Genomic DNA, 19,942 nt, shown 5'->3' with positions numbered 1-19,942 from the left:
ATAAGGATCCCCCAGTGCTCACACCGAACATTCAAGCATGTCCTCCCCGACGATGGATGGCCGGGCAAGTTCACCGTGCTGTTCGGCGTGGACGTTCGGGGGGGGGGCTGTCGGCTCTGTTTGCCTGCGCCTTGTTGATGACCGGGTGTGCCACGGTGCCACCGGAATCCAAGGATCCGCGTGATCCCTGGGAGGGCTACAACCGGGCCATGTTCCAGTTCAACGATGCCGTGGATCGGGCCGTGCTCAAGCCTGTGGCAAAAGGCTACGACAAGGTCACCCCCCAGCCTGTACGCAATAGTATCGGCAACTTTTTCTCCAACCTGGGTGATGTCCATAATCTGGCCAACAATACGCTGCAGTTCAAGTTCCACGATGCGGCCTCTGACCTGACGCGAATGATCATGAACACCAGCTTCGGTTTGTTCGGTTTGTTCGATGTGGCCACGCCCATGGGGCTGGAGAAGAGCAACGAGGACTTCGGTCAGACCCTGGGGACCTGGGGCATGCCCTCTGGGCCATATTTCGTTGTGCCCTTCCGCGGTCCCAGTACCGTGCGCGATGCGCCGGCGGAGTTGGTGGATGGCCGCATCCATCCGCTTTACTACCACGACGACGTGTCTCAGCGGAACAGCCTGGTGGCCCTGCGTCTGGTGGACATCCGCGCCGGGCTGCTGCCCACCGAGCGGGCCCTGGAGGGCATGGCCACGGATCGCTACATGGCCATCCGCAACGCCTATCTGGATCGTCGCGAGTACCTGGTGACCGACGGTGCCCCTTCGGATGCCCAGCGGGACATGCTCAGGGAGCTGGAGGACTGGGATGACGATTTCTGAGAAGGGAACGGCATGTACGCGCTCATCAAACCATTTCTGCAACTGACCTTTCTGCAAAAGGGGCCGGAGGATCTGCCAGCTTCGGCCCTCCTGCTATGGTTGTGTGCCATTGCCTATCTGCTGGTGGGCCTGATTGTGGCCGTGCCTTTTTATCCCTTCCAGATCGCCATCCTGCAGGCGGGTATGGAGGTGGGGCTGCTGGCTGGATTCACGGCCCTGCTGCTACAGGTGCGACGTGTTCCGGAGCGGTTCGTGCAGACCTTGACCGCCCTGTTGGGGGTGGGCATTGTGCTCGGGCTGGCGATGCTACCCCTGGTGTACAGCCTGCGGGGTGCCGAGGCCCCGGACGAGATTCCAGTCGCCGTCACGGTGGGATATCTGGTACTGCTGGGGTGGTTGCTGACCGCCTATGGTCATGTGCTGCGCAGTGCCCTGAGCCTCAAGACCTCGGCTGGCGGGGTGGCCCTGGCCGTGGCCTACCTGATGCTGGCTGCCGTGGCCGGCGAGATCCTCTACGCGGCGGTCATGCAGTGAGCCACATCCATATCCTGGGGATCTGCGGCACCTTCATGGGCGGGGTGGCCTTGCTTGCCCGGGCCGCCGGATATCGGGTGAGCGGTTCGGATGAACACGTCTATCCCCCCATGAGCACCCTGTTGGCGGCCCAGGGCATCGAGATCGCCCAAGGCCATGATCCGGCCCACCTGGATCCGGCACCCGATGTCGTGGTGATCGGTAATGTCATGACCCGGGGTAACCCCGCAGTGGAATACGTGCTCAATCAGGGGCTGCCTTATACCTCTGGCCCCCAGTGGCTGGCCGAGCACGTGCTGCGGGAGCGGTGGGTGCTGGCCGTGGCGGGCACCCATGGCAAGACCACCACCGCCAGCCTGCTGGCTTGGATACTGGAAGACGCGGGACTGGATCCGGGGTTTCTCATCGGCGGAGTCCCGGATAACTTTGGCGTCTCGGCCCGACTGGGGTCGTCCCCCTTTTTTGTGGTGGAGGCCGATGAATACGATACGGCGTTTTTTGACAAGCGTTCCAAGTTTGTCCACTACCGTCCGCGCACCTTGATCCTCAATAACCTGGAGTTCGATCACGCGGATATCTTTCCGGACCTGGCCGCCATTGCGCGGCAGTTCCATCATCTGGTGCGCACGGTGCCGGGGGAGGGGCAAATCATCAGCCAGGCAGGCGATGCGGCCCTGGAGGCAGTCCTCGACCAGGGGTGCTGGACACCCGTGGAGCGCTTTGGAGTGGGGGTGCCGGCTCCATGGCAGGGTGAACTGATCTCCCCGGATGGCACGTGCTTTGGCATGCTTGAGGCAGGAAGGCGCGTGGCCGAAGGGCAGTGGACCCTGCCGGGCCGGCACAACCTGAGCAACGCCCTGGCAGCGTTGCTGGCGGCTCGACATGCCGGTGTGCCGCTGGCGGCCGGCGTGGAGGCCCTGGGGCGGTTTGCGGGGGTGAAACGCCGTCTCCAGGTGCGCGGCGAGGTGTGCGGTGTGACCGTCTACGATGACTTTGCCCACCATCCCACAGCCATTGCCGCCACCCTGGAGGCCTTGCGGGCCAAAGTGGGCCCAGCGCGTATCCTGGCGGTATTGGAGCCCCGCTCCAATACCATGCGTATGGGTGTGCATCGGGATACCCTGGCCGGTTCGCTGGGCGTGGCCGATGGGATCTGGCTGCATCAACCGGCCTCTCTGGGCTGGGATCTGATGCCGGTGGTGGCGGCGCTGGGTGACCGTGCCCATGCCCTGGCGGATCTGGATGATCTGGCGTGTTCCGTGGCAACGCAAGCCCGCCCCGGAGACCATGTGCTGATCATGAGCAATGGTGGATTCGGAGGATTACACGAGCGTTTGCTGGAGCGGCTGGCGGGCGGGTGATGCACCGGTTCAAACCCCGAGCCGGGTGCTCTACAATCCACGGCTTTGCCCTTGCGGAACCCAGTCCATGATCTCAAAAGAGGAATTCACCGCCCACCGGGAGCAGTTCGAGGCCTTTGTGGCCACGGTGCACCGCTTTGCGGCCCTGCTGTTTGGCATCACCTTCTTGGGCTATGGGGCAGCGGTATGGGTATGGTTCGAAGGGGCCACCTGGACCGCGCTGATCATCGCCACCCTGTCATATCTTTTCTTTCGCCAGTTCCGGCGTCTGTCGGTGAATCTGGCACGGGTCAAGCTCACCCCAAGACCCGAGGCCCGGGAGATGCTGCTGCTGGTGGATAATGCCCTGGATGAACACAAACCGCACCAGGTTCTGGCCCACCTGGAAGGTCAGGTGGGGGCTGCGCGCAAGCAGGACCAGGACGCCTCCTCTACAGACTGATGTCGGTACCCAGTTTCTGCCTCAGCACGCGCTGGAGCGTGGCGATCAGTTCGTTGCCTTCCTTGTCGTCCAGCCATTGTCCGGACCCGGTGTCGTAGCCGAAATGAGCCGGCCCTTCCGGTGAGGCTAGCCAGATCTGCCGGAGCGGCTCCTGGCGGTTCAGGATCAGCTTGCTGCGATCGTCGAACTCGATGGTCAGCACGCCGTCGACGATGTCCATGTCCAGGTCGGCCAGTTCGTCCACGGCGCTCATGCGTTCCATGAGCTCCTCCAGGGTCTGCTCTGCCTGGACGCTGAAGGACACTTGATTCATGGGCTGGGATCCTCTTTCGGGGTGGGTTGGCCAGCGCTCACGTTATCATGTTTAACTCGTTCAACATCAGGTATCCCAAACGGAGAGATCAATGCCTTCCTTTGATGTGGTGTCCGAAGTGGACATGCAGGAGTTGCGCAATGCCGTGGACCAGACCCGGCGTGAAGTGGAGAACCGCTACGATTTCAAGGGCTCGGCAGCCGATGTGGAGCAGAGCGAAGCGGAATTGACGCTGTTTGGGGATTCCGAATTCCAGGTGGATCAGGTCATGGATATCCTCACCCAGAAGATGGCCAAGCGGGGCATCGACGTGAGCTGCCTGGATTCGGGCAAGCTGGAGGAGGGCGGCGGGAAGGCCCGCCGCATCATCACCATCCGTCAGGGCATCGATCAGGACATGGGCAAGAAGATCATCCGCATGGTCAAGGACAGCAAGCTCAAGGTGCAGGCTTCCATCCAGGGTGACAAGGTGCGCATCACCGGTAAGAAGCGCGACGACCTTCAGGATGCGATCGCCCTGCTGCGCAAGGCGGAGCTGGACCTGCCGCTACAGTACGACAACTTCCGGGATTGAGCTCACTCCATCTCGGCATCCGAGTCGCGGCCCGGCACCCAGCCCATGGATCGGGCCTTCTCGATGGCCTGGTCATGGATGCGGGTGTGGCGTTCGCGGATCTCCGGGGGCAGGTTGCTCACCCGCAGGCCGTATTGATCCCAGGCGGCGTTGACCTTGTCATGGAGCACCTGGATCTGTGCGGTGGCCCAGCCTTCGCAGGTTTCGGTTTCCGGAATGAGTTCGAAGACCCAGGCATCCTTGATGATGCCGCCAATGGGAGTCATGCCGCCATGAAGATCGTTGTGGATGCCCACGTAGGTCTGTTGTGTTCTGGATTGCATTGTCGTTCCTCGATTGTGGTTCATAATAGTCGCCCATGATGCCTGAATCCTTCAACGTACCGCCGGATCAACGGCGCGTTTATTATCGTGTGGCCTTGAAGCTGTTGGCGCTGCTGGGCGTGACCATGCTGGCCTATGTGATGCTGAGCGGTATCTTTCGGGATTCCGACGAAGGTGAGGGCGAGAGCGACACCCGCGCCGTGGATATTGCCGATCTGGCACCGGGTGAGGTGAAGGCCGTCACCTGGGAGGGTCGACCCGTCTGGATTGTGGGGCGCACCCCTGACATGCTGGAAGCCGATGCGGAGTTCTCAGACCAGCTCTACGACGCCGATTCCCGTTTGAGTCGCCAGCCCCGGGTTTATCGCAACCCCCACCGGTCTGCCTCTCCCGAGGTCCTGGTGGTGGTGGCCCTGGGCACCGATCTGGCTTGCGAACTCACCTGGGTGTCGCCCGAGGTTGCTGCGGAGGAGGGCTGGGGTGGCGGTTTTGTCGACCGTTGCCGCGGTTCCCGCTACGACCTGTCCGGTCGCGTCTACCGGGATCAGCAGGCCCGCCGCAATCTGGAGGTGCCCAGCTACCGCCTGATGGCCGACGACCAACTGATCCTGGGGCAAACCCCGTAACGGGGACAGACACCTTTTCCCGGCATCGGCAAGCAGTGCTTTGTAGCATGTCCTTCGCGGCCAAGGGCCGCTCCCACGGGGGTGCTACTGAGCTGAATGTTCTGTGGTGACTGTTTGGTGGTGGGTTCTTTTGTGGGAGCGGGCCTTGCCCGCGAAAGCGGTGGGCACAGTCCCCAAGGCGCTGCTGCCGCAGCGCTTCGCTGGCAGGCCAGCTCCCACAGGGGATGCATGCGATAAAGGGGTCTGTCCCCATTTAGGCAGAATGTTCTGTGGTGACTATTTGGTGGTGGGTTCTTTTGTGGGAGCGGGCCTTGTCCGCGAAAGCGGTGGGCACAGTCCCCAAAGCGCTGCTGCCGCAGCGCTTCGCTGGCAGGCCAGCTCCCACGGTGCATGCAATATTAAGGGGTCTATCCCCATTCAAGGCTCAGCTTTGGCCCGTTTTCGTGAGATATACATCGAATCGGGTGCTGCTGCCAGGCACCTGGAAGTCCGGCGTCTGCCCCCCCAGGGGTTCGGCCCGGGCCGGGCGCTTGACCACCACCCGCTCCCGCGCCGCCGCCAGGGCCGCCCCCAGCACCCCGGCGGCATCCTCATCGTCGCCCACCACGGCCCTGAAGGCCCGCATGTCCTTCTTCACCAGGGCCGACTTGTCCCGATGCGGATACATGGGGTCCAGTGTCACCACGCCGCCGATATGTTCCTGCAGCCAGGGGCGGGCGTCGCCCTTGACCAGGGTCATGCGCTCCACGGTCTCGGCCAGGGCCGGTTCCTGCGCGGCTCGGGCCAGCCCATCGGCCAGCAGGGCGGCGATCACCGGATGACGTTCCAGCAGGGTGACCCGGCACCCCAGCAGGGCGAGGATCAGGGCATCCCGCCCCAGCCCTGCCGTGGCGTCCACCACATGAGGTCGATGCCCACCCTTGATGCCCACGGCCCGGGCCAGGGGCTCCTTGCGGGCGCTCACATGGGCGCCCCGATACCCGAGGCGGCCACTGGCCAGATCCACAAAGACAGGCCCGGGTGCCTTGGGCCCGCACTGGCGTAACTCCAGGCGCTCGGGGGTGACGGCCAGTTGCCATGTTCCGGGTTGGCTTTCGGTTTCGGTTCCGACCAGCGTCAGGCCCAGTGATCTGGCCAGGGCCTCGGCGCGGGGGTGATCGGCGGGATCATCGCAAATGATGGTGGGGGCGTTGATGGAGGCAGCCTCAATAATGCGGTGGCGGCGGCTCCGGTCCCTCCGGACCGCCGGGCTGATTCGCCAGCACCTCCGCCAGACGCAACCGTAGGTCCTCCATCTGTCGCTGCATCTGCAGCAGATCCTGTTGCTGTCGCGTGACCACATCGTTGAGATCCTGCAACTGGGCATCCTGATGGGCCAGCCGGATTTCCAGATCAATCACGCGGTCGTTCATGGGGGTGGTGGACATGTGCAAAGACCCTACGGATTCACCAGGTGGGTGGGCTGGCCGGACTTGAAGGCCTGGATGTTGCCCGCCAGGGCATTCACCATGCGCTGGCGGGCCTCGACGGCGGCCCAGGCAATATGAGGGGTGATGATCAGATTGGGGATGCCGGCTGCCAGCAGGGGATGATCCGCTTCGGGCGGCTCCTTCTCCAGTACATCCACCCCGGCCCCGCCGATATCCCCTCGCCGCAACGCCTCGGCCAGGGCGGCGTTATCCACGATGGCCCCCCGGGCGGTGTTGATCAGCACCGCATCGGCCTTCATCTCCCGCAGCCGGTGTTCATCAATCAACTGCTGGGTCTGCGGCGTGAGAGGGCAATGCAGGCTGAGTACATCGCTGGTGCGGATCACCTCGTCCAGGGGCAGGCGCCCGGGTTCCGGCCCTCGACCGGTCAGGCTCTGCGCGACTGCCACCTCCATGCCAAAGGCATTCGCCGCCTGCGCCGTGGCCCGGCCCAGTACCCCGTAACCGATGATCCCCAGGCGCCGTCCGGCCAGTTCACGGATGGGATGATCCAGCAGGCAGAACTGCCGGCTGTCATTCCAGGCACCCGAGCGGACATCCTGCTGGTATTGCGACAGCCGCACGGTGAGTGACAGCAACATGGCGAACACATGCTGCACCACGGAGGCCGTGGCATAGTCCCGTACATTGCATACGGTGATCCCCAACCGGGAGGCCGCCTCCAGGTCCACGTTGTTGGTCCCCGTGGCAGCCAGGCACACCAGTTTCAGGTCCGGAGCCGCTGCCAGGGCATCGGCATCCAGCACCACCTTGTTGGTGATGACCACCTGGGCACCCTGGATGCGCTTCACCGTCTCCGGTGGGCGGGTGTAGTCATGAAAGGTCCAGTGGGTGAGGGAGTTGCGAAGGGGGGAGAGATCCAGATCCCCCCGGTCGAGGGTTTCCAGATCGAGAAATACGCCCTGATCAATCATCAATCCGTTTCCTTGCCTCAAGAAAGCAAAGACCCCTCTCCCGTGAGGGTAGAGGGGCCAGGTTCGATGCCGGTCAGCCAGCCCGGAGAATCAATTATCGCCGCTGAGCATGGCAAACAGGTTCATCATGTGCAGAAACAGCACATAGATATTGGCGAACAGGGAGACCGTCATCACCACGTAGTTGGCTTCACCGTCATGCACCATGCGGCTGGTGTCCCACAGGATGGCGGCGGACACCAGCAGCACCACGGCCGAGGAGATGGCCAGGGACAGGGCCGGAATGGCCAGGAACAGGTTGGCAATGATGGCTGCCAGCACCACCAGGAAGCCTACGAACACGAAACCGCCCAGGAAGCTGAAGTCCTTGCGGGTGACCAGGGCGTAGGCCGACAGCCCCACGAAGACCAGTGCCGTGGACGCCAGTGCGCCCCCGACGATGGCTGGGCCGTTGGGCAGGCTCAGGTACAGGGAGACGATGGGGCCCAGGATGAAGCCCATGATGCCGGTGAAGGCAAAGGTGAGCGGGATGCTCCAGACGCTGTTACGCAGGGCATGGATGCCAAAGGGCATGCCGATGAAGACGGCCAGCATGATGATCCAGTGCACTGGCGGCGCATTCACCGCCATGGCGACAAAGGCCATGATGGCACTGAATGCCAGGGTCATGGACAGCAGCATGTAGGTGTTGCGAATCACCTTGTTGGTGGCCAGGGTCTGACTCTGAGCCTGTTGACTGATGGTGCTCGTGCGCTCCGTTTGCATGGGAGATCCTCCGGGAGAAACGGGTTGAAAACAATCAATGCATGATACCGGTAAGGTACTTGATTCCATGCGGTGGATCAAAGCTTACCATCGGCATTTCTTGTGGCTTCATGACCAAGCCGGTTAAACTACCCGTCTTCTATGACCTCTCAGCGCTGATCAGCGTTCACGGAAGGGTGGCAGAGCGGTTGAATGCACCGGTCTTGAAAACCGGCGATGGGCGACCATCCGTGGGTTCGAATCCCACCCCTTCCGCCATATCTATTTGATTTTTAATCATAAAATACCTTTTGCGGGCACCCTGGGTGTCCGGCGCCCTAGCGCTTCCCGTCGCTTGCTACACTGTCCCTCCATTTCCGCCCCGGAGGCACCATGAGCAGCGATACCCCCCCGGAAGACACCATCCCCGATCTGGACCTGCGCCTCGATGACACGGGCACGCGGGTATATTGCACGCCGCGACCTGGTCAGGTGTATCCGGGTCTGGTGGCTGCGTCCGTGGTGGCGGCCTTGCGCGAGGCAGGCTATGGTGATTGGGCGGTGTTGGAGGCCGGCGTTCAGGGATTGACCGAGGCCCTGTGCCGACCGGCTCCTGCGGGCCATCAGGAACCCTTTCTGCTTGCGGAGGCGTTGGATGGCCGGTTTGTACTGAACGTGGACCCCCAGGGCCTTGAGGCCTCACTGCACGTGGAAGGTCCCCGCGGCGGACGTCCGACGACCCTGGAACAGGTGCTCCAGGCCCTCGCTGATAAGGGGGTCACCCAGGGTGTCGACCAAGAGGCCATCAGCGCCTTGCTCAAACAACCGGAATGGGCCCCGGAGGTTGCTGTGATCGGTCGGGCCACTGCCCCCGTCAATGGCACCGATTCCGTGTTTGAATCCCTGGTACCCGAGGCCCGTGAGCGAATCCCCAGAATCGATGACCGTGGGCGCGCTGACTATCGGGACCTGGGGGAGTTGGTACAGGTTTCCCCAGGCGCCCCACTCATGCGTCGGCATCACGCCACACCGGGCACTCCCGGTCAGAATCTGTTTGGCGCCCCCATCCCGGCTCGGGACGGTCGGGAGCGGTCGTTCGCGACCCGGCTGCATAATGTGGCACGCGACCCGGAAGATCCCGATCTATTACGGGCCACCGTGGCCGGTATGCCGGTGGTGGTGCCCAATGGGGTGATTGTCGAGGAGCTGCTGGATGTCAAGCAGGTGGACCTGTCCTCCGGGCACTTGAACTTCGAGGGCAGCGTGCGCATCCGCGGCGATGTGTCTGATGGCATGCGGGTGGTGTCCACGGGCGACATTGAGGTGGGCGGCATGGTGGAAGGGGCCACACTGGAGGCCGGCGGTGACGTGTTGATCCGTCACGGGGTAGTGGGGCAGTTGCAACATGGTCAGGGTCACCAGCCCACGGCGGTCATCAAGGCGGGCGGCAAGGTCACGGCCCGGTTCATGGAAAACGCTCGGGTCGAGGCTGCCACCGTGGTGGTTCAGGAACAGTTGGTGCATTGTCAGGTGACTGCGCGCCAGTCCGTGATCGTGGGTGCCGCCGGTGCGCGCAAGGGACAGATCGTGGGTGGGCAGATTCGGTCCCGGGAACTGATCGAATGCCGGCTGCTGGGGTCGCCCACCTCGCCCCATACCATCGTCGTGGTTGGGGTCGACCCAGAAGGACAGGACCGTCTGGAACAATTGGATACGCGCCTGGCGGAGAAGCAGAAATTATGCGATGAGTTGTCCCGCACCCTGTACTTTGCCAGCGAGCACCCGGGCCGGGTGGACGACAATTTTGTGCAACGGGCACGCAATACCCTGCTCCAGGCCCGCGAGGACATGGCCGAGCTTGAATCGGAACGCGAGGGCCTGGTCCAGCAGGTGGAGCGATCCCAGGATGCCAGCATCCACGTGCGCGAAAGGGTCCACGCTGGTGTGGAGGTCCATGTCGCCGATCGGGCACGGCGTATCAATCAAGAGGTGGTGGGTGGCGCCTTTTTCCTGCGGGAGGGGGAATTGGTATTCGACCATGCCCCATGAAAAGGGCATTATTAGCAGTTTCTTAATCCACTCAACTCAGAAGGAAGCGTTACCGTGTTCGTGATGATCCTTGGTCTTGTGCTCTTCCTGGGCATGCACTCCACCCGCATCTTCGCTGACGACTGGCGTCGCGCCCGGATCGACCAGTTTGGCGAAAAGGCCTGGGCGGGATTTGCATCCGTTCTTTCCCTGGTCGGCTTTATCCTGATCGTCTGGGGTTATGGCATGGCTCGGGTGGACCCCACCTGGCTCTGGGTGCCGCCGCTGTGGACCTTCCACGTGACCGCCCTGTTCAATCTGGTGGCCTTCATTATCCTGGCGGCCGCCTTTGTCCCCAATAACCACATCAAGGCCCGCCTCGGCCATCCCATGGTCATCGCCGTGAAGGTATGGGCCCTGGGGCATCTGTTCGCCAACGGCACACTGGCCGACGTCATTCTTTTCGGTTCGCTGCTGGTCTGGGCCGTGCTGTCCTTCCGTGCCGCCCGCAAGAGAGATTCCGCTCAGGGAATGGCGCCTGCTGCCGCTACATTGAAGGCGGATGCCATCACCGTGGTGGTGGGCCTGGTCGGTTATCTTGCCTTCTCGCTGTTCCTGCATGAATGGCTGATCGGCAAGCCCGTCATGGTCTGATCACTGCCGGTGCCCCGCTCAGGGGGGCGGGGCACCGCGGGTGAGCGAGGGTCGGCAGACAAGGATGATTCATCGACAGGAATGCGCGTTGCAGCATAACTCAGGGGTTGAATGATCCATGAAGAAGAATCTGCCGGTCACGGGCCGGGAACAGGCCGTATTGGATCACGCCAATATTCTGTCCACGACGGACCTCAAGGGGGCCATTTCCTACGTCAACGACGACTTCATCCGCATCAGCGGGTTCGTTGAGGAGGAGTTGCTCAAGCGTAATCACAATATTGTCCGCCACCCTGACATGCCCCCGGCGGCGTTCAAGGATCTTTGGGATAGTGTCAAGAGCGGTCGTGCCTGGATGGGGCTCGTCAAGAACCGTTGCAAGAATGGCGACCATTACTGGGTGAGCGCCTATGTCATGCCTATCCGCAAGGATGGGCAGGTGGCGGAATACCAATCCGTGCGCACCCGCCCCCCACGGGAGTGGGTGGATCGGGCCACCAGCATGTATGCCGGACTCATGAACGATCGTTTGCCCCTGGTCATGCGTCTGCCCATGCCGCCGGTTGCCGTGCGTCTGGTGGGCGGCATGGTGATGGCTGCAGCGTTGTCCCTGGCACTCGGCGGGCTGTGGGGTACGCCGATCATCAGCAGCCTGGTGCCGGTATTGCTGGCCCTGATACTGGGCAGCGGCCTGAGTGCCTGGTTGGTACGCCCTCTCGGACAGCTACGTACCCAGGCCCGCGGGATTACCCGTAATCCGGTGGGGCAGTATGTTTACACCGGCCGCGCGGACGAATTCGGGGAGATCGAGTTCGCCATGCGCATGTTGCGCTCCGAGACCGGTGCTGCCGTGGGTCGGGTATCCGATGCCGCCAGCCAGTTGGCTGAGCACGCCGATTCCATGGTGGGCTCGGTGCGACGGACGCGGGATGAGATTCTCCGTCAGCAGGCGGAAACCGATCAGGTGGCCACAGCGGTCAATGAAATGACCGCCAGCGTTCAGGAAGTGGCCCGCAACGCACAAAACGCCGCCGAGGCAGCCACCACCGCCGATACCAGCGCTGGTCAGGGGCGTCAGGTGGTGGCTTCCACCGAACAGGTCATCGGCCAGCTGGCTGATGAGGTGGAGCGCGCGGCTCAAGTCATCAGCCAGCTGGAGGAAAGCGCTGGATCCATCGGGGCGGTGCTGGAGGTCATCCGCGGTATTGCCGAGCAGACCAATATGCTGGCCCTGAATGCTGCCATCGAGGCGGCCCGGGCCGGTGAGCACGGCCGCGGTTTTTCCGTGGTGGCCGACGAGGTGCGCAGCCTGGCTTCCCGCACTCATGAATCGACCCAGGAGATCCAGACCACCATCGAGAAGCTTCAGCGGGGCGCCCATTCCTCGGTGGAGGTGATGCAGAACAGTCGTAAACAGGCGGTCAAGAGTGTCGAGCAGGCGGGCAAGGCAGCCCGCTCCCTGGAAGAGATTGCTCGCAGCGTTGCCGCCATCACCGACATGAGTGCACAGATCGCCACGGCGGTGGATCAGCAGGGCTCGGTCAGCGAGGAGATCAATCAGAGCATCACCCGCATCCGTGGCTATGCCGATGCCAATGCCCAGTCTGGTCAGCAGATCGAGTCGGCGGCCAGCCAGGTGGCGGAACTCTCCGCGGAACTCAAGCTGCTGGCCCGACAATTCTGGGAGCGCCGTAACTGATGACTGACGTGAAGCACTCCTTTTCATACCCGGTCCTTGCCCGTACCGGAGGCAAACCATGAAGAAGAATCTACCGGTTACCGGGCGGGAGAAGACCTTTTCCGCCAACGTCAACATCCTGTCCACCACTGACGCCAAGGGCACGATCACCGATGTGAATGATGATTTCGTGGACATCAGCGGTTTTTCGGCTGATGAATTGCTGCGTCAGAATCACAATATCGTCCGTCACCCGGATATGCCCCCCGCGGCCTTCCAGAATCTTTGGGACACCATCAAGGGTGGGCAGTCCTGGATGGGGCTGGTAAAAAATCGCTGCAAGAACGGCGATCATTACTGGGTGAGTGCCTATGTCACACCGATTCGTCACAATGGTCGCATCACCGAATACCAATCCGTGCGCACCCGTCCTCCCCGGGAGTGTGTGGAGCGCGCCGACAGGCTGTATGCCGAGGTGATGGCCGGTCAGACGCCCTGGGTCTTGCGCTGGCCCATGCCCGGATTGCGTATGCGCCTGCTCGGGGCTGTGGGGTTGGCGGGTATGCTGGGCTGGCTTGGTGGGATCTTGATGGGCGCGCCAGCGATTCAGACACTGGTCCCGGTACTGCTGTTTGTGGCACTGGCCGCTGGGTGGGCTGGGTGGGTGACCCGCCCCCTGGCCCGACTGCAGGCGCAGGCTCGTTCGGTCGTGCGTAACCCGCTGTGTCAGTATGTCTATACCGGCCGTGTGGATGAGGTGGGAGAGATCCAGTTTGCCATGCGCATGCTGGCCACCGAGACCGGAGCCGCTGTGGGTCGTGTGGCCGAGGCCGCTCGCCGGCTGTCGCGGCAGATCAAGGATATGGTGGGTGTCATCGAACAAACGCGACAGGAGATCCTGCGTGAGCAGGCCGAGACCGATCAGGTGGCCACCGCCGTGAACGAGATGGCCGCCAGCGTGCAGGAAGTGGCGCGCAATGCCCAGCATACTGCCCGTTCGGCCGAGGAGGCAGATACCAGTGCCGACAGTGGGCGACGTGTGGTGGTGTCCACCGGCGAGGCCATCGGTCACCTCTCGGACGAGGTGGAACGGGCGACCCAGGCGATTCATGAACTGGAACATCGCACCGAGGAGATCAGTACAGTGGTGGAGGTGATCCAGGGGATTGCCGAGCAGACCAATCTACTGGCCCTGAATGCCGCCATTGAGGCAGCTCGCGCTGGCGAGGAGGGGCGTGGGTTTGCCGTGGTGGCTGACGAGGTACGCAGCCTGGCAGCCCGCACGCAGAACGCCACCCAGGAGATCCAGAGCATGATCGAAAGGCTTCAGGCCGGTGCCCAGTCTTCTGTTCAGGTGATGGGTCAGAGCCAGGAACAGGCCGGGCGCAGTGTCCGTCAGGCCGATGAGGCGGCCCAGTCCCTGGAGGAGATCGCCCGCAGTGTCAGTTCCATTACCGAGATGAGCGTGCAGATCGCCACGGCGGTGGACGAGCAGAGCGCCGTCAGCGAGGAAATCAATCGCAGCATCACCAACATCCGTCATTCCGCGGATGGCAATGCCGAAGCCATCGTCAATATCGAGCAGGCCGCCGAGGAGCTCACCCAACTATCCGAGCACCTGGAGGTGCTGGCCGGCCAGTTCTGGGATCGTATTCACTGAAAAAAGGGGACAGATTTATTTTCTGGCCCTCCGGGCCGGAAAATAAATCTGTCCCCTTTTTTCTCTTTACTCACCAAAGGCCTTGAGGGCGGCCGCCAGTTCCGGGTGGTTCCGGGCGTGGGCGTGCACGTCGATACCGGCGGCGATGGCGTCCCAGGCCTGGCGGATGCTGGTGGCGCCGGCGCGGGGCCCCATGGGATGGCCGAAAACGCCCCGGCCGGGGACAAAGCCGAAATCCACGCTGCCCACCTTGTCATACACCCGCTTGAGTGTCGCTGCCGAATCACTGCCGCCGGGGACCGGCAGGCAGGGCTTGATGGGGCCCATGGGTTCCAGACAGGCGCGGATGTTGTCGCGCACCTCCTCGTCGGTGGTCATCATGCGAGGGCCAAAGCCGGGCATGATCACCGAATCAAAGCCGGCCAGACGCTGCAGGCGGGTCATCACCCGGCTGTGCACGCCGTAGTGGGGCAGGCGGCTGAAGGCGGCAATGAAGGGGAAATGGGCGATCAGCGGTACCTGGGTATGCTTGCGCAACATGCGCACGCCAGACAGGCCCACGGGGAGGGCATTGACCAGCAGGGCATTGGCACCCCGGGCCACCGCTGCATCGTGGAGTTCCAGCAGCCGGTCCACCTCGTCGGTGATGTTGGCCAGGTAGATCTTGGGTGTGCCAGTGGCCTCTTCAGCCGCCCGGCGGGCGTGGCCCAGGTGCTCGCAGCGCTCGGTGAGGGGCGACCAGTCCGGATCCGCCAGCATCTCGTCGTCCTTGGCGATGTCCAGCCCCCCCAGCCACGCCTCGTGGCCGATCTTTGAAAAGGCATCCGGTGGCAGGCCGATGTTCGGCTTGATGACACCAAAGAACAGGGGGCGGTCATGGGCATTGAGCTGGTCGCGCAGCCCCTGCACCCCAAACCTGGGGCCCTGAAAGTGGGTCAGGTAGCTGTTGGGAAAGTGGATGTCCTGCAGCTTGATCAGCGGGATACCGGGGGTAAAGAAAGGCCCTTCCCCCAGCACGGCCGAGATCAGGTTGGGGATGCGCGGCCCGAAGTTTTCATGAGGATGAGCGATCTTCACGCGGCAGGCGAAGATCCTGCCCTGGGCCGCATGCTGCACGGGATAGCTCAGGGCCTCGCGCTCCTCGATGATCTCCAGTTCCAGCACCTTGGCCCCAAAACGCGGCCGCAGATCCTCGTCCACGTCCACCCGTTTCCACTGGGCCGTGGATTGCTCGCTGCACAGATGCGCGGCGGCGGTGCGCGGGTCACCCACGCATTCCAGGGTGTATTCCAGAATGAGGTGTTTTTCCAGATCGATCTGGTCGGCTTCGGCAAAAAAGCCGTCGATGTCGGAGGCCTGCATGGGCGTTACTCGGTCCCCATGAAATGGACGGACAGACGGCGCTCCGCTCGGGGGCCGTCCAGTTCGATGAAGAAGATGGATTGCCAACTGCCCAGGCGCAGTTCGCCATTGACGATGGGAATGGTCTCCGATGCGTTCATGAACAGCCCCATGAGATGGGCGTGGGCGTTGTCCCGGCCATCCACCGGGTTTTCGTTATGCAGGTAGTCCCCGTCGCGGGGTACCAAGCGTTTGAGATGGGTGAGCATGTCCTGCTGGAGCATGGGCTCTTGCTCATTGAGGTTCACATAGGCGGTGGTGTGTCGCGAGATCAGGGTAACGATGCCATCGCGAATGCCGCTGTCGGCGAACAGGTCACGGACCGGCTGGGTGACATCCACGATCTGGATGGGGGCCTCGGTGGCCAGGGGCAGTTCGTGATGGCGGATCTTCATGAGGGGCCCGGCAATGGGAAGGGTGGGAGAAACCTAGCCGGGGGGGGAGAGGCTGTCAAGTTGTCAAACACAGCCACAAGCGCTTCCCGGCCGGGTGGCCTTTACCTTGTGGGAGCGGCCTTTGGCCGCGAAAGGGGTTGGCACTGAGCCTGGGGGGCGCCCTTCGCGGGCAGGCCCGCTCCCACGAAGGGCCGTGTGGCCTTGACCTTGTGGGAGCGGCCCTCGGCCGCGAAAGGCGTTGGCACTGAGCCTGGGGCCGTCATTCGCGGGCAGGCCCGCTCCCACAACGGTCGGGGCTTAGCCTTGGGATTGCTGAGGCTCTGCCGTGCCTTGGGGCTCTGTGGGCGAGTCCTTCTGGGCGGGGGGAGGTGTCTGACGCGTGGCTTGCTGTTCAGGCTTCACCTTGGCACCGATACCCACCAGATGCAGCATCACCGGGAAGGACAGGATGGCGAATAATACCCCGAAACCGACACTTGCACCGATCAGTGCCAGGTAATCCACTGCCCCCGACAGCATCTCCCAACTGGAGCGGGTAATCCCCGGCAGCGTGATCAAGGCCATCACGAAGGTGAACACCCCAAAGCCGAGGGAGGACTTGAAGGGCAGGGAAAACTTGCGGCGACGACCCACCGTGCGTTTGAAGAACAGACCCAGCAGGACAAGATCCAGGATCACCAGCGGGACCAGCACCCATAACCACCCGCGAAAAAATTCCAGAACCACAGCCAGAATACCGACGAATGAAAAGGCCATTGCTTGCTCCTAAATTTGCAACGTGAATCAGATACGGCCGCGCAGCATGGCACGGTAGGCAGCCAGCAGGAGACGATCCTTCATGACCCACGGCACCCAGTGTTCCTCGTAGGGGCTGATGAAGGGGAAGGAGGGTTTCATGTTCAGGTCGTAATCAAACTCCACCAGGATGGCCTTGCCCAGTTCCGTGATCAATGGGCAGGAGGTATAGCCGTCGTAGCGGGCTGAGTTCTCCCGGCCCTGGATGGCCTGAATCATGTTCTCCACGGCCACGGGGACCTGGGACTTCACGCTGGCCGCCGTTTTGCCTATGGGCACACCGTTGATGTCGCCGGCGCCAAAGACATTGGGATAACGGTTGTGTTGGAGGGTGTGGCGATCCACCTCCAGCCAGCCCTGGAACGGGGCTTCCTGAGCCGCCAGTTCACTCTCGCGCAGCGAGTCTGGTGCGCTCATGGGCGGCACCACGTGGATGAAGTCGTAATCCAGGGTTTCGTCACCCAGCGGGGTTGCGAAGGTGGCGGTCTTGGCGTCCGGGTCGATGGCTCTGAGCGGGTGGTCCCAATGGATCTCTATGCCGCGTTCCGGGAAGTGCTTGCTCAGGAAGTCGTCGGCATCGGGTTGGGAAAAAAGGCCGGCCCCCGGTGGCAGGTAGTGCATCTCGGCTCGATCCCGGGTGCCACGTTCCTTCATGCGGCTCTCGGTGAGCATGGTCACCTTCAGCGGCGCACCGGCGCACTTGATGGCGCCCGGCGGGCGAGTGAACAGGCCCACGCCACCGTTGTCCACGAAATGATCAATCACACCCCAGGTGCGTTGCGCGTGGTCCGGGCGGTCATACACGCAGCCCACACCGCGTTGGCCGATCAGGTCCGTGGACATGCCTTCGATGTCGGTGTAGTTGATTTGAAGTCCGGTGGCCACCATCAAATAGTCGTATTCCACGGTGCGCCCATCGTCGGTGATCACCCGGTTGTTGTCCGGATCGTATTCAGCCACCATGTCTTGAATCCAGCTCACGCCGGAGGGGATATAACGGCTGTTCTTGTCCGTGGTCTTGGCAACACCCCATACGCCGGTGCCCACCAGGGTGAAGCCAGGCTGGTAATAGTGTTCTTCGCGACGGTCGATCAGTGTGATCTGGGCGCCGTCCAGTTCGCGACTCAGGCGGGTGGCACATGACAGGCCCGCGGCACCGGCACCCACAATGACGATGCGGGCGTTGGTGGGCACGGCGCGTGCCGCGCCGGGGTAGAGCAGGCCGCTGGAGGCGGCGCCGGCCAGCAGGGCCCCGCCTCCCGAGAGGCGCAGGAAATCGCGCCGGGAAAGGCCCTCATTGCCCAGCGCCCGCTGGACGGCTGATTGGATGTGCTTGTCTTTTTGACTCATTGATACTTCGCTCCATACCTCTAAGTGGTCAGCCGGGGGAGGGTCGAACGGACGACCTGCATGGTGGCGATGGCACTCACCACGGCGGCTGTGGGACTCGCTTTATAGTATAAGCATATTATCATGTTGTCGGCGCGTACAATCCAGCAAACCGTTACAATGCGCGCCTCGATAGATTCAATACATCCTCAAAGGCTGGCAACGCTGGCCGATCTGCCGGACAAATCCCCATGAGTGCCAACCCCAGCCCTATCCAGCCGATCGAGTTCAAGGGCCGAATGATCCTGGTCTCCATCCTGAAGCTGCAGCCGGCCGAACCGGCGGTGCTACAGGAGGCCCTGGAGGCCCGCATGCAGGAGGCCCCGGACCTCATGCGTGACATGCCCGTGGTGGTCGATATGGATGCCATGGCCGGTACATCGGCTCAGGACCTGCTCTCGGTACTGGAAACGGTGCGCCAGCATGGCCTGAAGCTGATCGGATTACTGCATAGCGAGGCTTCGGCACCGCTGGCCGACCGTACCGGTCTGCCGCTGATCGTGCTTGGTCCTCGCGCTGGTAGCGAGGTGCCGCTGCGGCCGGCACCGCCTCCGGCGGCCGAAAGCACCCCGGAGACGCCTGCGGAGCCCGCCCCCGCGGCGCCGGCGCCCCATACGCCCTCCCTGGTGGTCAACCAACCGGTGCGCTCCGGACAGCAGGTGTATGCCCGCGGGGGCGACCTGATCATCACTGGGGCCGTATCGGCGGGGGCGGAGGTACTGGCCGATGGGCATATTCATGTGTATGGCCCGCTCCGGGGCAAGGCCCTGGCTGGTGTGCGCGGGCTGGAGTCGGCACGCATCTTTTGTCGGCGTCTGGATGCAGAATTGGTATCCATTGCCGGACACTACCGCATTGCAGAGGATATCCTGGACTCGGAGCGGGGGGATAACCGCCTGATCACCCTGTCCGGTGAGACCATCAAGATCTCGGAAATCTAGTGCTGAACCTTTTAAGGAGATGCAGGCTTTATGTCACGCATTGTAGTGATTACCTCGGGTAAGGGAGGGGTCGGCAAGACCACCACATCCGCCGCCATCGCCACCGGCCTCGCCCAGGAGGGGCACAAGACCGCCGTCGTGGACTTTGACGTGGGTCTGCGCAACCTGGATCTGATCATGGGTTGTGAGCGCCGCGTGGTGTACGACTTCGTCAACGTCATCAACGGCGATGCCAACCTGCGCCAGGCCCTGATCAAGGACAAGCGCACCGAGAACCTTTATATCCTCCCGGCCTCCCAGACCCGGGATAAGGACGCCCTCACACAGGAAGGGGTGCAGGCGGTCCTGGATGAGTTGTCCAAGGAGTTCGACTACATCATCTGTGATAGCCCCGCCGGCATCGAGCGCGGCGCACTGATGGCGGCCTATTTTGCCGATGAGGCCATTGTGGTGACCAACCCCGAGGTATCCAGTGTGCGTGACTCGGACCGGATGCTGGGCATACTGTCCAGCAAGACCCGGCGCGCCGAGCAGGGGGAGGATCCCCTGCCGGCTCACCTGCTGATCACCCGTTACTCGGCGGATCGTGTGGAGAAGGGCGAGATGCTCAGCGTGGAGGATGTGCAGGAGATCTTGTCCATCGGCATGCTGGGCGTGATTCCCGAGTCCCAGGCGGTGCTCAATGCCTCCAATGCCGGGATGCCGGTGGTGCTGGATAAGGAATCGGACGCGGGACAAGCTTACCGGGATGCCGTGGCCCGGTTCCTGGGCGAGGAACGCCCACACCGCTTCATTACCACGCAGAAAAAGGGCATCTTCGGACGCCTGTTCAGAGGTTGATCGT

General features: G+C 62.8%; 22 protein-coding genes and 1 tRNA gene. 13 read left to right on the top strand and 10 right to left on the bottom strand.

Translation table 11 applies throughout. The features are described from left to right. Positions 1–56: 56 nt before the first annotated feature. The 4 genes from BMY52_RS09005 to BMY52_RS08990 all read left to right on the top strand — a co-directional run bounded on the left by BMY52_RS09005 (position 57) and on the right by BMY52_RS08990 (position 3,173). Positions 57–836, top strand: a complete 780-nt coding sequence (locus BMY52_RS09005; RefSeq protein WP_090253611.1) for an MlaA family lipoprotein — start codon at positions 57–59, stop codon at positions 834–836. Between the two features lie 12 nt (positions 837–848). Further along, positions 849–1,370, top strand: coding sequence for a hypothetical protein (locus BMY52_RS09000; protein WP_090253609.1), 522 nt, complete (start codon positions 849–851; stop codon positions 1,368–1,370). Further along, positions 1,367–2,731 (top strand): UDP-N-acetylmuramate:L-alanyl-gamma-D-glutamyl-meso-diaminopimelate ligase, encoded by a 1,365-nt coding sequence (gene mpl, locus BMY52_RS08995; RefSeq protein ID WP_090253606.1) that lies wholly within the window; start codon positions 1,367–1,369, stop codon positions 2,729–2,731. Before BMY52_RS09000 ends, mpl begins: the two co-directional genes overlap by 4 nt. 67 nt (positions 2,732–2,798) lie before the next feature. After that, a complete protein-coding gene (locus BMY52_RS08990; RefSeq protein ID WP_090253604.1) occupies positions 2,799–3,173 on the top strand; it encodes a hypothetical protein in 375 nt (124 codons plus the stop codon). On the opposite strand, the gene cyaY is transcribed toward BMY52_RS08990, so the two are convergent. After that, positions 3,163–3,486 (bottom strand): iron donor protein CyaY, encoded by a 324-nt coding sequence (gene cyaY, locus BMY52_RS08985; RefSeq protein WP_090253602.1) that lies wholly within the window; start codon positions 3,484–3,486, stop codon positions 3,163–3,165. The genes BMY52_RS08990 and cyaY overlap by 11 nt on opposite strands. Before the next feature lie 91 nt (positions 3,487–3,577). Here cyaY and BMY52_RS08980 point away from each other — a divergent pair, with 91 nt between their 5' ends. Further along, positions 3,578–4,060, top strand: a complete 483-nt coding sequence (locus BMY52_RS08980; protein ID WP_090253599.1) for a YajQ family cyclic di-GMP-binding protein — start codon at positions 3,578–3,580, stop codon at positions 4,058–4,060. Between the two features lie 2 nt (positions 4,061–4,062). On the opposite strand, the gene BMY52_RS08975 is transcribed toward BMY52_RS08980, so the two are convergent. Then, the gene (locus BMY52_RS08975) at positions 4,063–4,383 is read right to left on the bottom strand and encodes a hypothetical protein (RefSeq protein WP_090253598.1); all 321 of its coding nucleotides are present in this window, start codon (positions 4,381–4,383) and stop codon (positions 4,063–4,065) included. A 35-nt stretch (positions 4,384–4,418) separates the two neighbouring features. Between BMY52_RS08975 and petA the strand changes: the two genes are divergently transcribed. Then, entirely contained in the window at positions 4,419–5,009 is a 591-nt protein-coding gene (petA, locus tag BMY52_RS08970; RefSeq protein WP_245740740.1) for a ubiquinol-cytochrome c reductase iron-sulfur subunit, read from the top strand. Between the two features lie 424 nt (positions 5,010–5,433). On the opposite strand, the gene BMY52_RS08965 is transcribed toward petA, so the two are convergent. From BMY52_RS08965 to BMY52_RS08950, 4 genes are all read right to left on the bottom strand, one after another. Next, the gene (locus tag BMY52_RS08965; RefSeq protein ID WP_425429231.1) at positions 5,434–6,204 is read right to left on the bottom strand and encodes a class I SAM-dependent methyltransferase; all 771 of its coding nucleotides are present in this window, start codon (positions 6,202–6,204) and stop codon (positions 5,434–5,436) included. 10 nt (positions 6,205–6,214) lie between these two features. Further along, the gene (locus tag BMY52_RS08960) at positions 6,215–6,436 is read right to left on the bottom strand and encodes a SlyX family protein (RefSeq protein ID WP_090253596.1); all 222 of its coding nucleotides are present in this window, start codon (positions 6,434–6,436) and stop codon (positions 6,215–6,217) included. Between the two features lie 11 nt (positions 6,437–6,447). After that, positions 6,448–7,413, bottom strand: coding sequence for a 2-hydroxyacid dehydrogenase (locus BMY52_RS08955; RefSeq protein ID WP_090253594.1), 966 nt, complete (start codon positions 7,411–7,413; stop codon positions 6,448–6,450). A 90-nt stretch (positions 7,414–7,503) separates the two neighbouring features. Further along, positions 7,504–8,178 carry a Bax inhibitor-1/YccA family protein gene (locus tag BMY52_RS08950; protein ID WP_090253592.1) on the bottom strand — a complete coding sequence of 225 codons (675 nt, stop codon included), beginning with the start codon at positions 8,176–8,178 and terminating at the stop codon, positions 7,504–7,506. A 170-nt stretch (positions 8,179–8,348) separates the two neighbouring features. Here BMY52_RS08950 and BMY52_RS08945 point away from each other — a divergent pair. The 5 genes from BMY52_RS08945 to BMY52_RS08925 all read left to right on the top strand — a co-directional run bounded on the left by BMY52_RS08945 (position 8,349) and on the right by BMY52_RS08925 (position 14,177). Continuing rightward, positions 8,349–8,436 (top strand) — tRNA-Ser (locus tag BMY52_RS08945). 114 nt (positions 8,437–8,550) lie between these two features. After that, on the top strand, positions 8,551–10,206 hold the full coding sequence (locus BMY52_RS08940) for a flagellar assembly protein A (RefSeq protein WP_090253589.1): 1,656 nt from the start codon (positions 8,551–8,553) through the stop codon (positions 10,204–10,206). A gap of 63 nt (positions 10,207–10,269) precedes the next feature. Continuing rightward, positions 10,270–10,839, top strand: coding sequence for an NnrU family protein (locus BMY52_RS08935; RefSeq protein ID WP_245740753.1), 570 nt, complete (start codon positions 10,270–10,272; stop codon positions 10,837–10,839). Between the two features lie 118 nt (positions 10,840–10,957). Continuing rightward, on the top strand, positions 10,958–12,538 hold the full coding sequence (locus tag BMY52_RS08930) for a methyl-accepting chemotaxis protein (protein WP_090253585.1): 1,581 nt from the start codon (positions 10,958–10,960) through the stop codon (positions 12,536–12,538). A 58-nt stretch (positions 12,539–12,596) separates the two neighbouring features. After that, on the top strand, positions 12,597–14,177 hold the full coding sequence (locus BMY52_RS08925) for a methyl-accepting chemotaxis protein (protein WP_090253583.1): 1,581 nt from the start codon (positions 12,597–12,599) through the stop codon (positions 14,175–14,177). Between the two features lie 66 nt (positions 14,178–14,243). On the opposite strand, the gene BMY52_RS08920 is transcribed toward BMY52_RS08925, so the two are convergent. The 4 genes from BMY52_RS08920 to BMY52_RS08905 all read right to left on the bottom strand — a co-directional run bounded on the left by BMY52_RS08920 (position 14,244) and on the right by BMY52_RS08905 (position 18,118). Continuing rightward, the gene (locus BMY52_RS08920) at positions 14,244–15,539 is read right to left on the bottom strand and encodes a RuBisCO large subunit C-terminal-like domain-containing protein (protein ID WP_090253581.1); all 1,296 of its coding nucleotides are present in this window, start codon (positions 15,537–15,539) and stop codon (positions 14,244–14,246) included. A gap of 5 nt (positions 15,540–15,544) precedes the next feature. Then, on the bottom strand, positions 15,545–15,973 hold the full coding sequence (locus BMY52_RS08915; protein ID WP_090253580.1) for a secondary thiamine-phosphate synthase enzyme YjbQ: 429 nt from the start codon (positions 15,971–15,973) through the stop codon (positions 15,545–15,547). Positions 15,974–16,270: 297 nt separating this feature from the next. Beyond that, positions 16,271–16,729: a hypothetical protein gene (locus BMY52_RS08910; RefSeq protein ID WP_090253578.1), complete on the bottom strand. Its 459-nt coding sequence runs from the start codon at positions 16,727–16,729 to the stop codon at positions 16,271–16,273. A gap of 27 nt (positions 16,730–16,756) precedes the next feature. After that, a complete protein-coding gene (locus BMY52_RS08905) occupies positions 16,757–18,118 on the bottom strand; it encodes an NAD(P)/FAD-dependent oxidoreductase (RefSeq protein ID WP_090253576.1) in 1,362 nt (453 codons plus the stop codon). Positions 18,119–18,348: 230 nt separating this feature from the next. On the opposite strand from BMY52_RS08905, the gene minC reads away from it, so the two are divergent. Both minC and minD read left to right on the top strand, forming a co-directional pair. After that, positions 18,349–19,098: a septum site-determining protein MinC gene (gene minC, locus BMY52_RS08900; RefSeq protein ID WP_090253574.1), complete on the top strand. Its 750-nt coding sequence runs from the start codon at positions 18,349–18,351 to the stop codon at positions 19,096–19,098. A 30-nt stretch (positions 19,099–19,128) separates the two neighbouring features. Beyond that, positions 19,129–19,938 (top strand): septum site-determining protein MinD, encoded by an 810-nt coding sequence (gene minD, locus BMY52_RS08895; RefSeq protein ID WP_090253572.1) that lies wholly within the window; start codon positions 19,129–19,131, stop codon positions 19,936–19,938. Positions 19,939–19,942: the final 4 nt, after the last annotated feature.

The organism is Ectothiorhodospira marina (genome assembly GCF_900109495.1).
GTDB lineage: Bacteria > Pseudomonadota > Gammaproteobacteria > Ectothiorhodospirales > Ectothiorhodospiraceae > Ectothiorhodospira > Ectothiorhodospira marina.
This window is presented reverse-complemented; position numbering and strand designations above follow the sequence as displayed.

What these genes read in the sequence shown, in the direction of transcription:
- BMY52_RS09005 (WP_090253611.1), top strand. Translation starts at nt 57, where the DNA reads ATGGCCGGGCAAGTTCACCGTGCTGTTCGGCGTGGACGTTCGGGGGGG.
- BMY52_RS09000 (WP_090253609.1), top strand. Translation starts at nt 849, where the DNA reads ATGTACGCGCTCATCAAACCATTTCTGCAACTGACCTTTCTGCAAAAG.
- BMY52_RS08990 (WP_090253604.1), top strand. Translation starts at nt 2,799, where the DNA reads ATGATCTCAAAAGAGGAATTCACCGCCCACCGGGAGCAGTTCGAGGCC.
- cyaY (WP_090253602.1), bottom strand. Translation starts at nt 3,486, where the DNA reads ATGAATCAAGTGTCCTTCAGCGTCCAGGCAGAGCAGACCCTGGAGGAG.
- BMY52_RS08980 (WP_090253599.1), top strand. Translation starts at nt 3,578, where the DNA reads ATGCCTTCCTTTGATGTGGTGTCCGAAGTGGACATGCAGGAGTTGCGC.
- BMY52_RS08975 (WP_090253598.1), bottom strand. Translation starts at nt 4,383, where the DNA reads ATGCAATCCAGAACACAACAGACCTACGTGGGCATCCACAACGATCTT.
- petA (WP_245740740.1), top strand. Translation starts at nt 4,419, where the DNA reads ATGATGCCTGAATCCTTCAACGTACCGCCGGATCAACGGCGCGTTTAT.
- BMY52_RS08960 (WP_090253596.1), bottom strand. Translation starts at nt 6,436, where the DNA reads ATGTCCACCACCCCCATGAACGACCGCGTGATTGATCTGGAAATCCGG.
- BMY52_RS08955 (WP_090253594.1), bottom strand. Translation starts at nt 7,413, where the DNA reads ATGATTGATCAGGGCGTATTTCTCGATCTGGAAACCCTCGACCGGGGG.
- BMY52_RS08950 (WP_090253592.1), bottom strand. Translation starts at nt 8,178, where the DNA reads ATGCAAACGGAGCGCACGAGCACCATCAGTCAACAGGCTCAGAGTCAG.
- BMY52_RS08940 (WP_090253589.1), top strand. Translation starts at nt 8,551, where the DNA reads ATGAGCAGCGATACCCCCCCGGAAGACACCATCCCCGATCTGGACCTG.
- BMY52_RS08935 (WP_245740753.1), top strand. Translation starts at nt 10,270, where the DNA reads ATGATCCTTGGTCTTGTGCTCTTCCTGGGCATGCACTCCACCCGCATC.
- BMY52_RS08930 (WP_090253585.1), top strand. Translation starts at nt 10,958, where the DNA reads ATGAAGAAGAATCTGCCGGTCACGGGCCGGGAACAGGCCGTATTGGAT.
- BMY52_RS08925 (WP_090253583.1), top strand. Translation starts at nt 12,597, where the DNA reads ATGAAGAAGAATCTACCGGTTACCGGGCGGGAGAAGACCTTTTCCGCC.
- BMY52_RS08920 (WP_090253581.1), bottom strand. Translation starts at nt 15,539, where the DNA reads ATGCAGGCCTCCGACATCGACGGCTTTTTTGCCGAAGCCGACCAGATC.
- BMY52_RS08915 (WP_090253580.1), bottom strand. Translation starts at nt 15,973, where the DNA reads ATGAAGATCCGCCATCACGAACTGCCCCTGGCCACCGAGGCCCCCATC.
- BMY52_RS08910 (WP_090253578.1), bottom strand. Translation starts at nt 16,729, where the DNA reads ATGGCCTTTTCATTCGTCGGTATTCTGGCTGTGGTTCTGGAATTTTTT.
- BMY52_RS08905 (WP_090253576.1), bottom strand. Translation starts at nt 18,118, where the DNA reads ATGAGTCAAAAAGACAAGCACATCCAATCAGCCGTCCAGCGGGCGCTG.
- minC (WP_090253574.1), top strand. Translation starts at nt 18,349, where the DNA reads ATGAGTGCCAACCCCAGCCCTATCCAGCCGATCGAGTTCAAGGGCCGA.
- minD (WP_090253572.1), top strand. Translation starts at nt 19,129, where the DNA reads ATGTCACGCATTGTAGTGATTACCTCGGGTAAGGGAGGGGTCGGCAAG.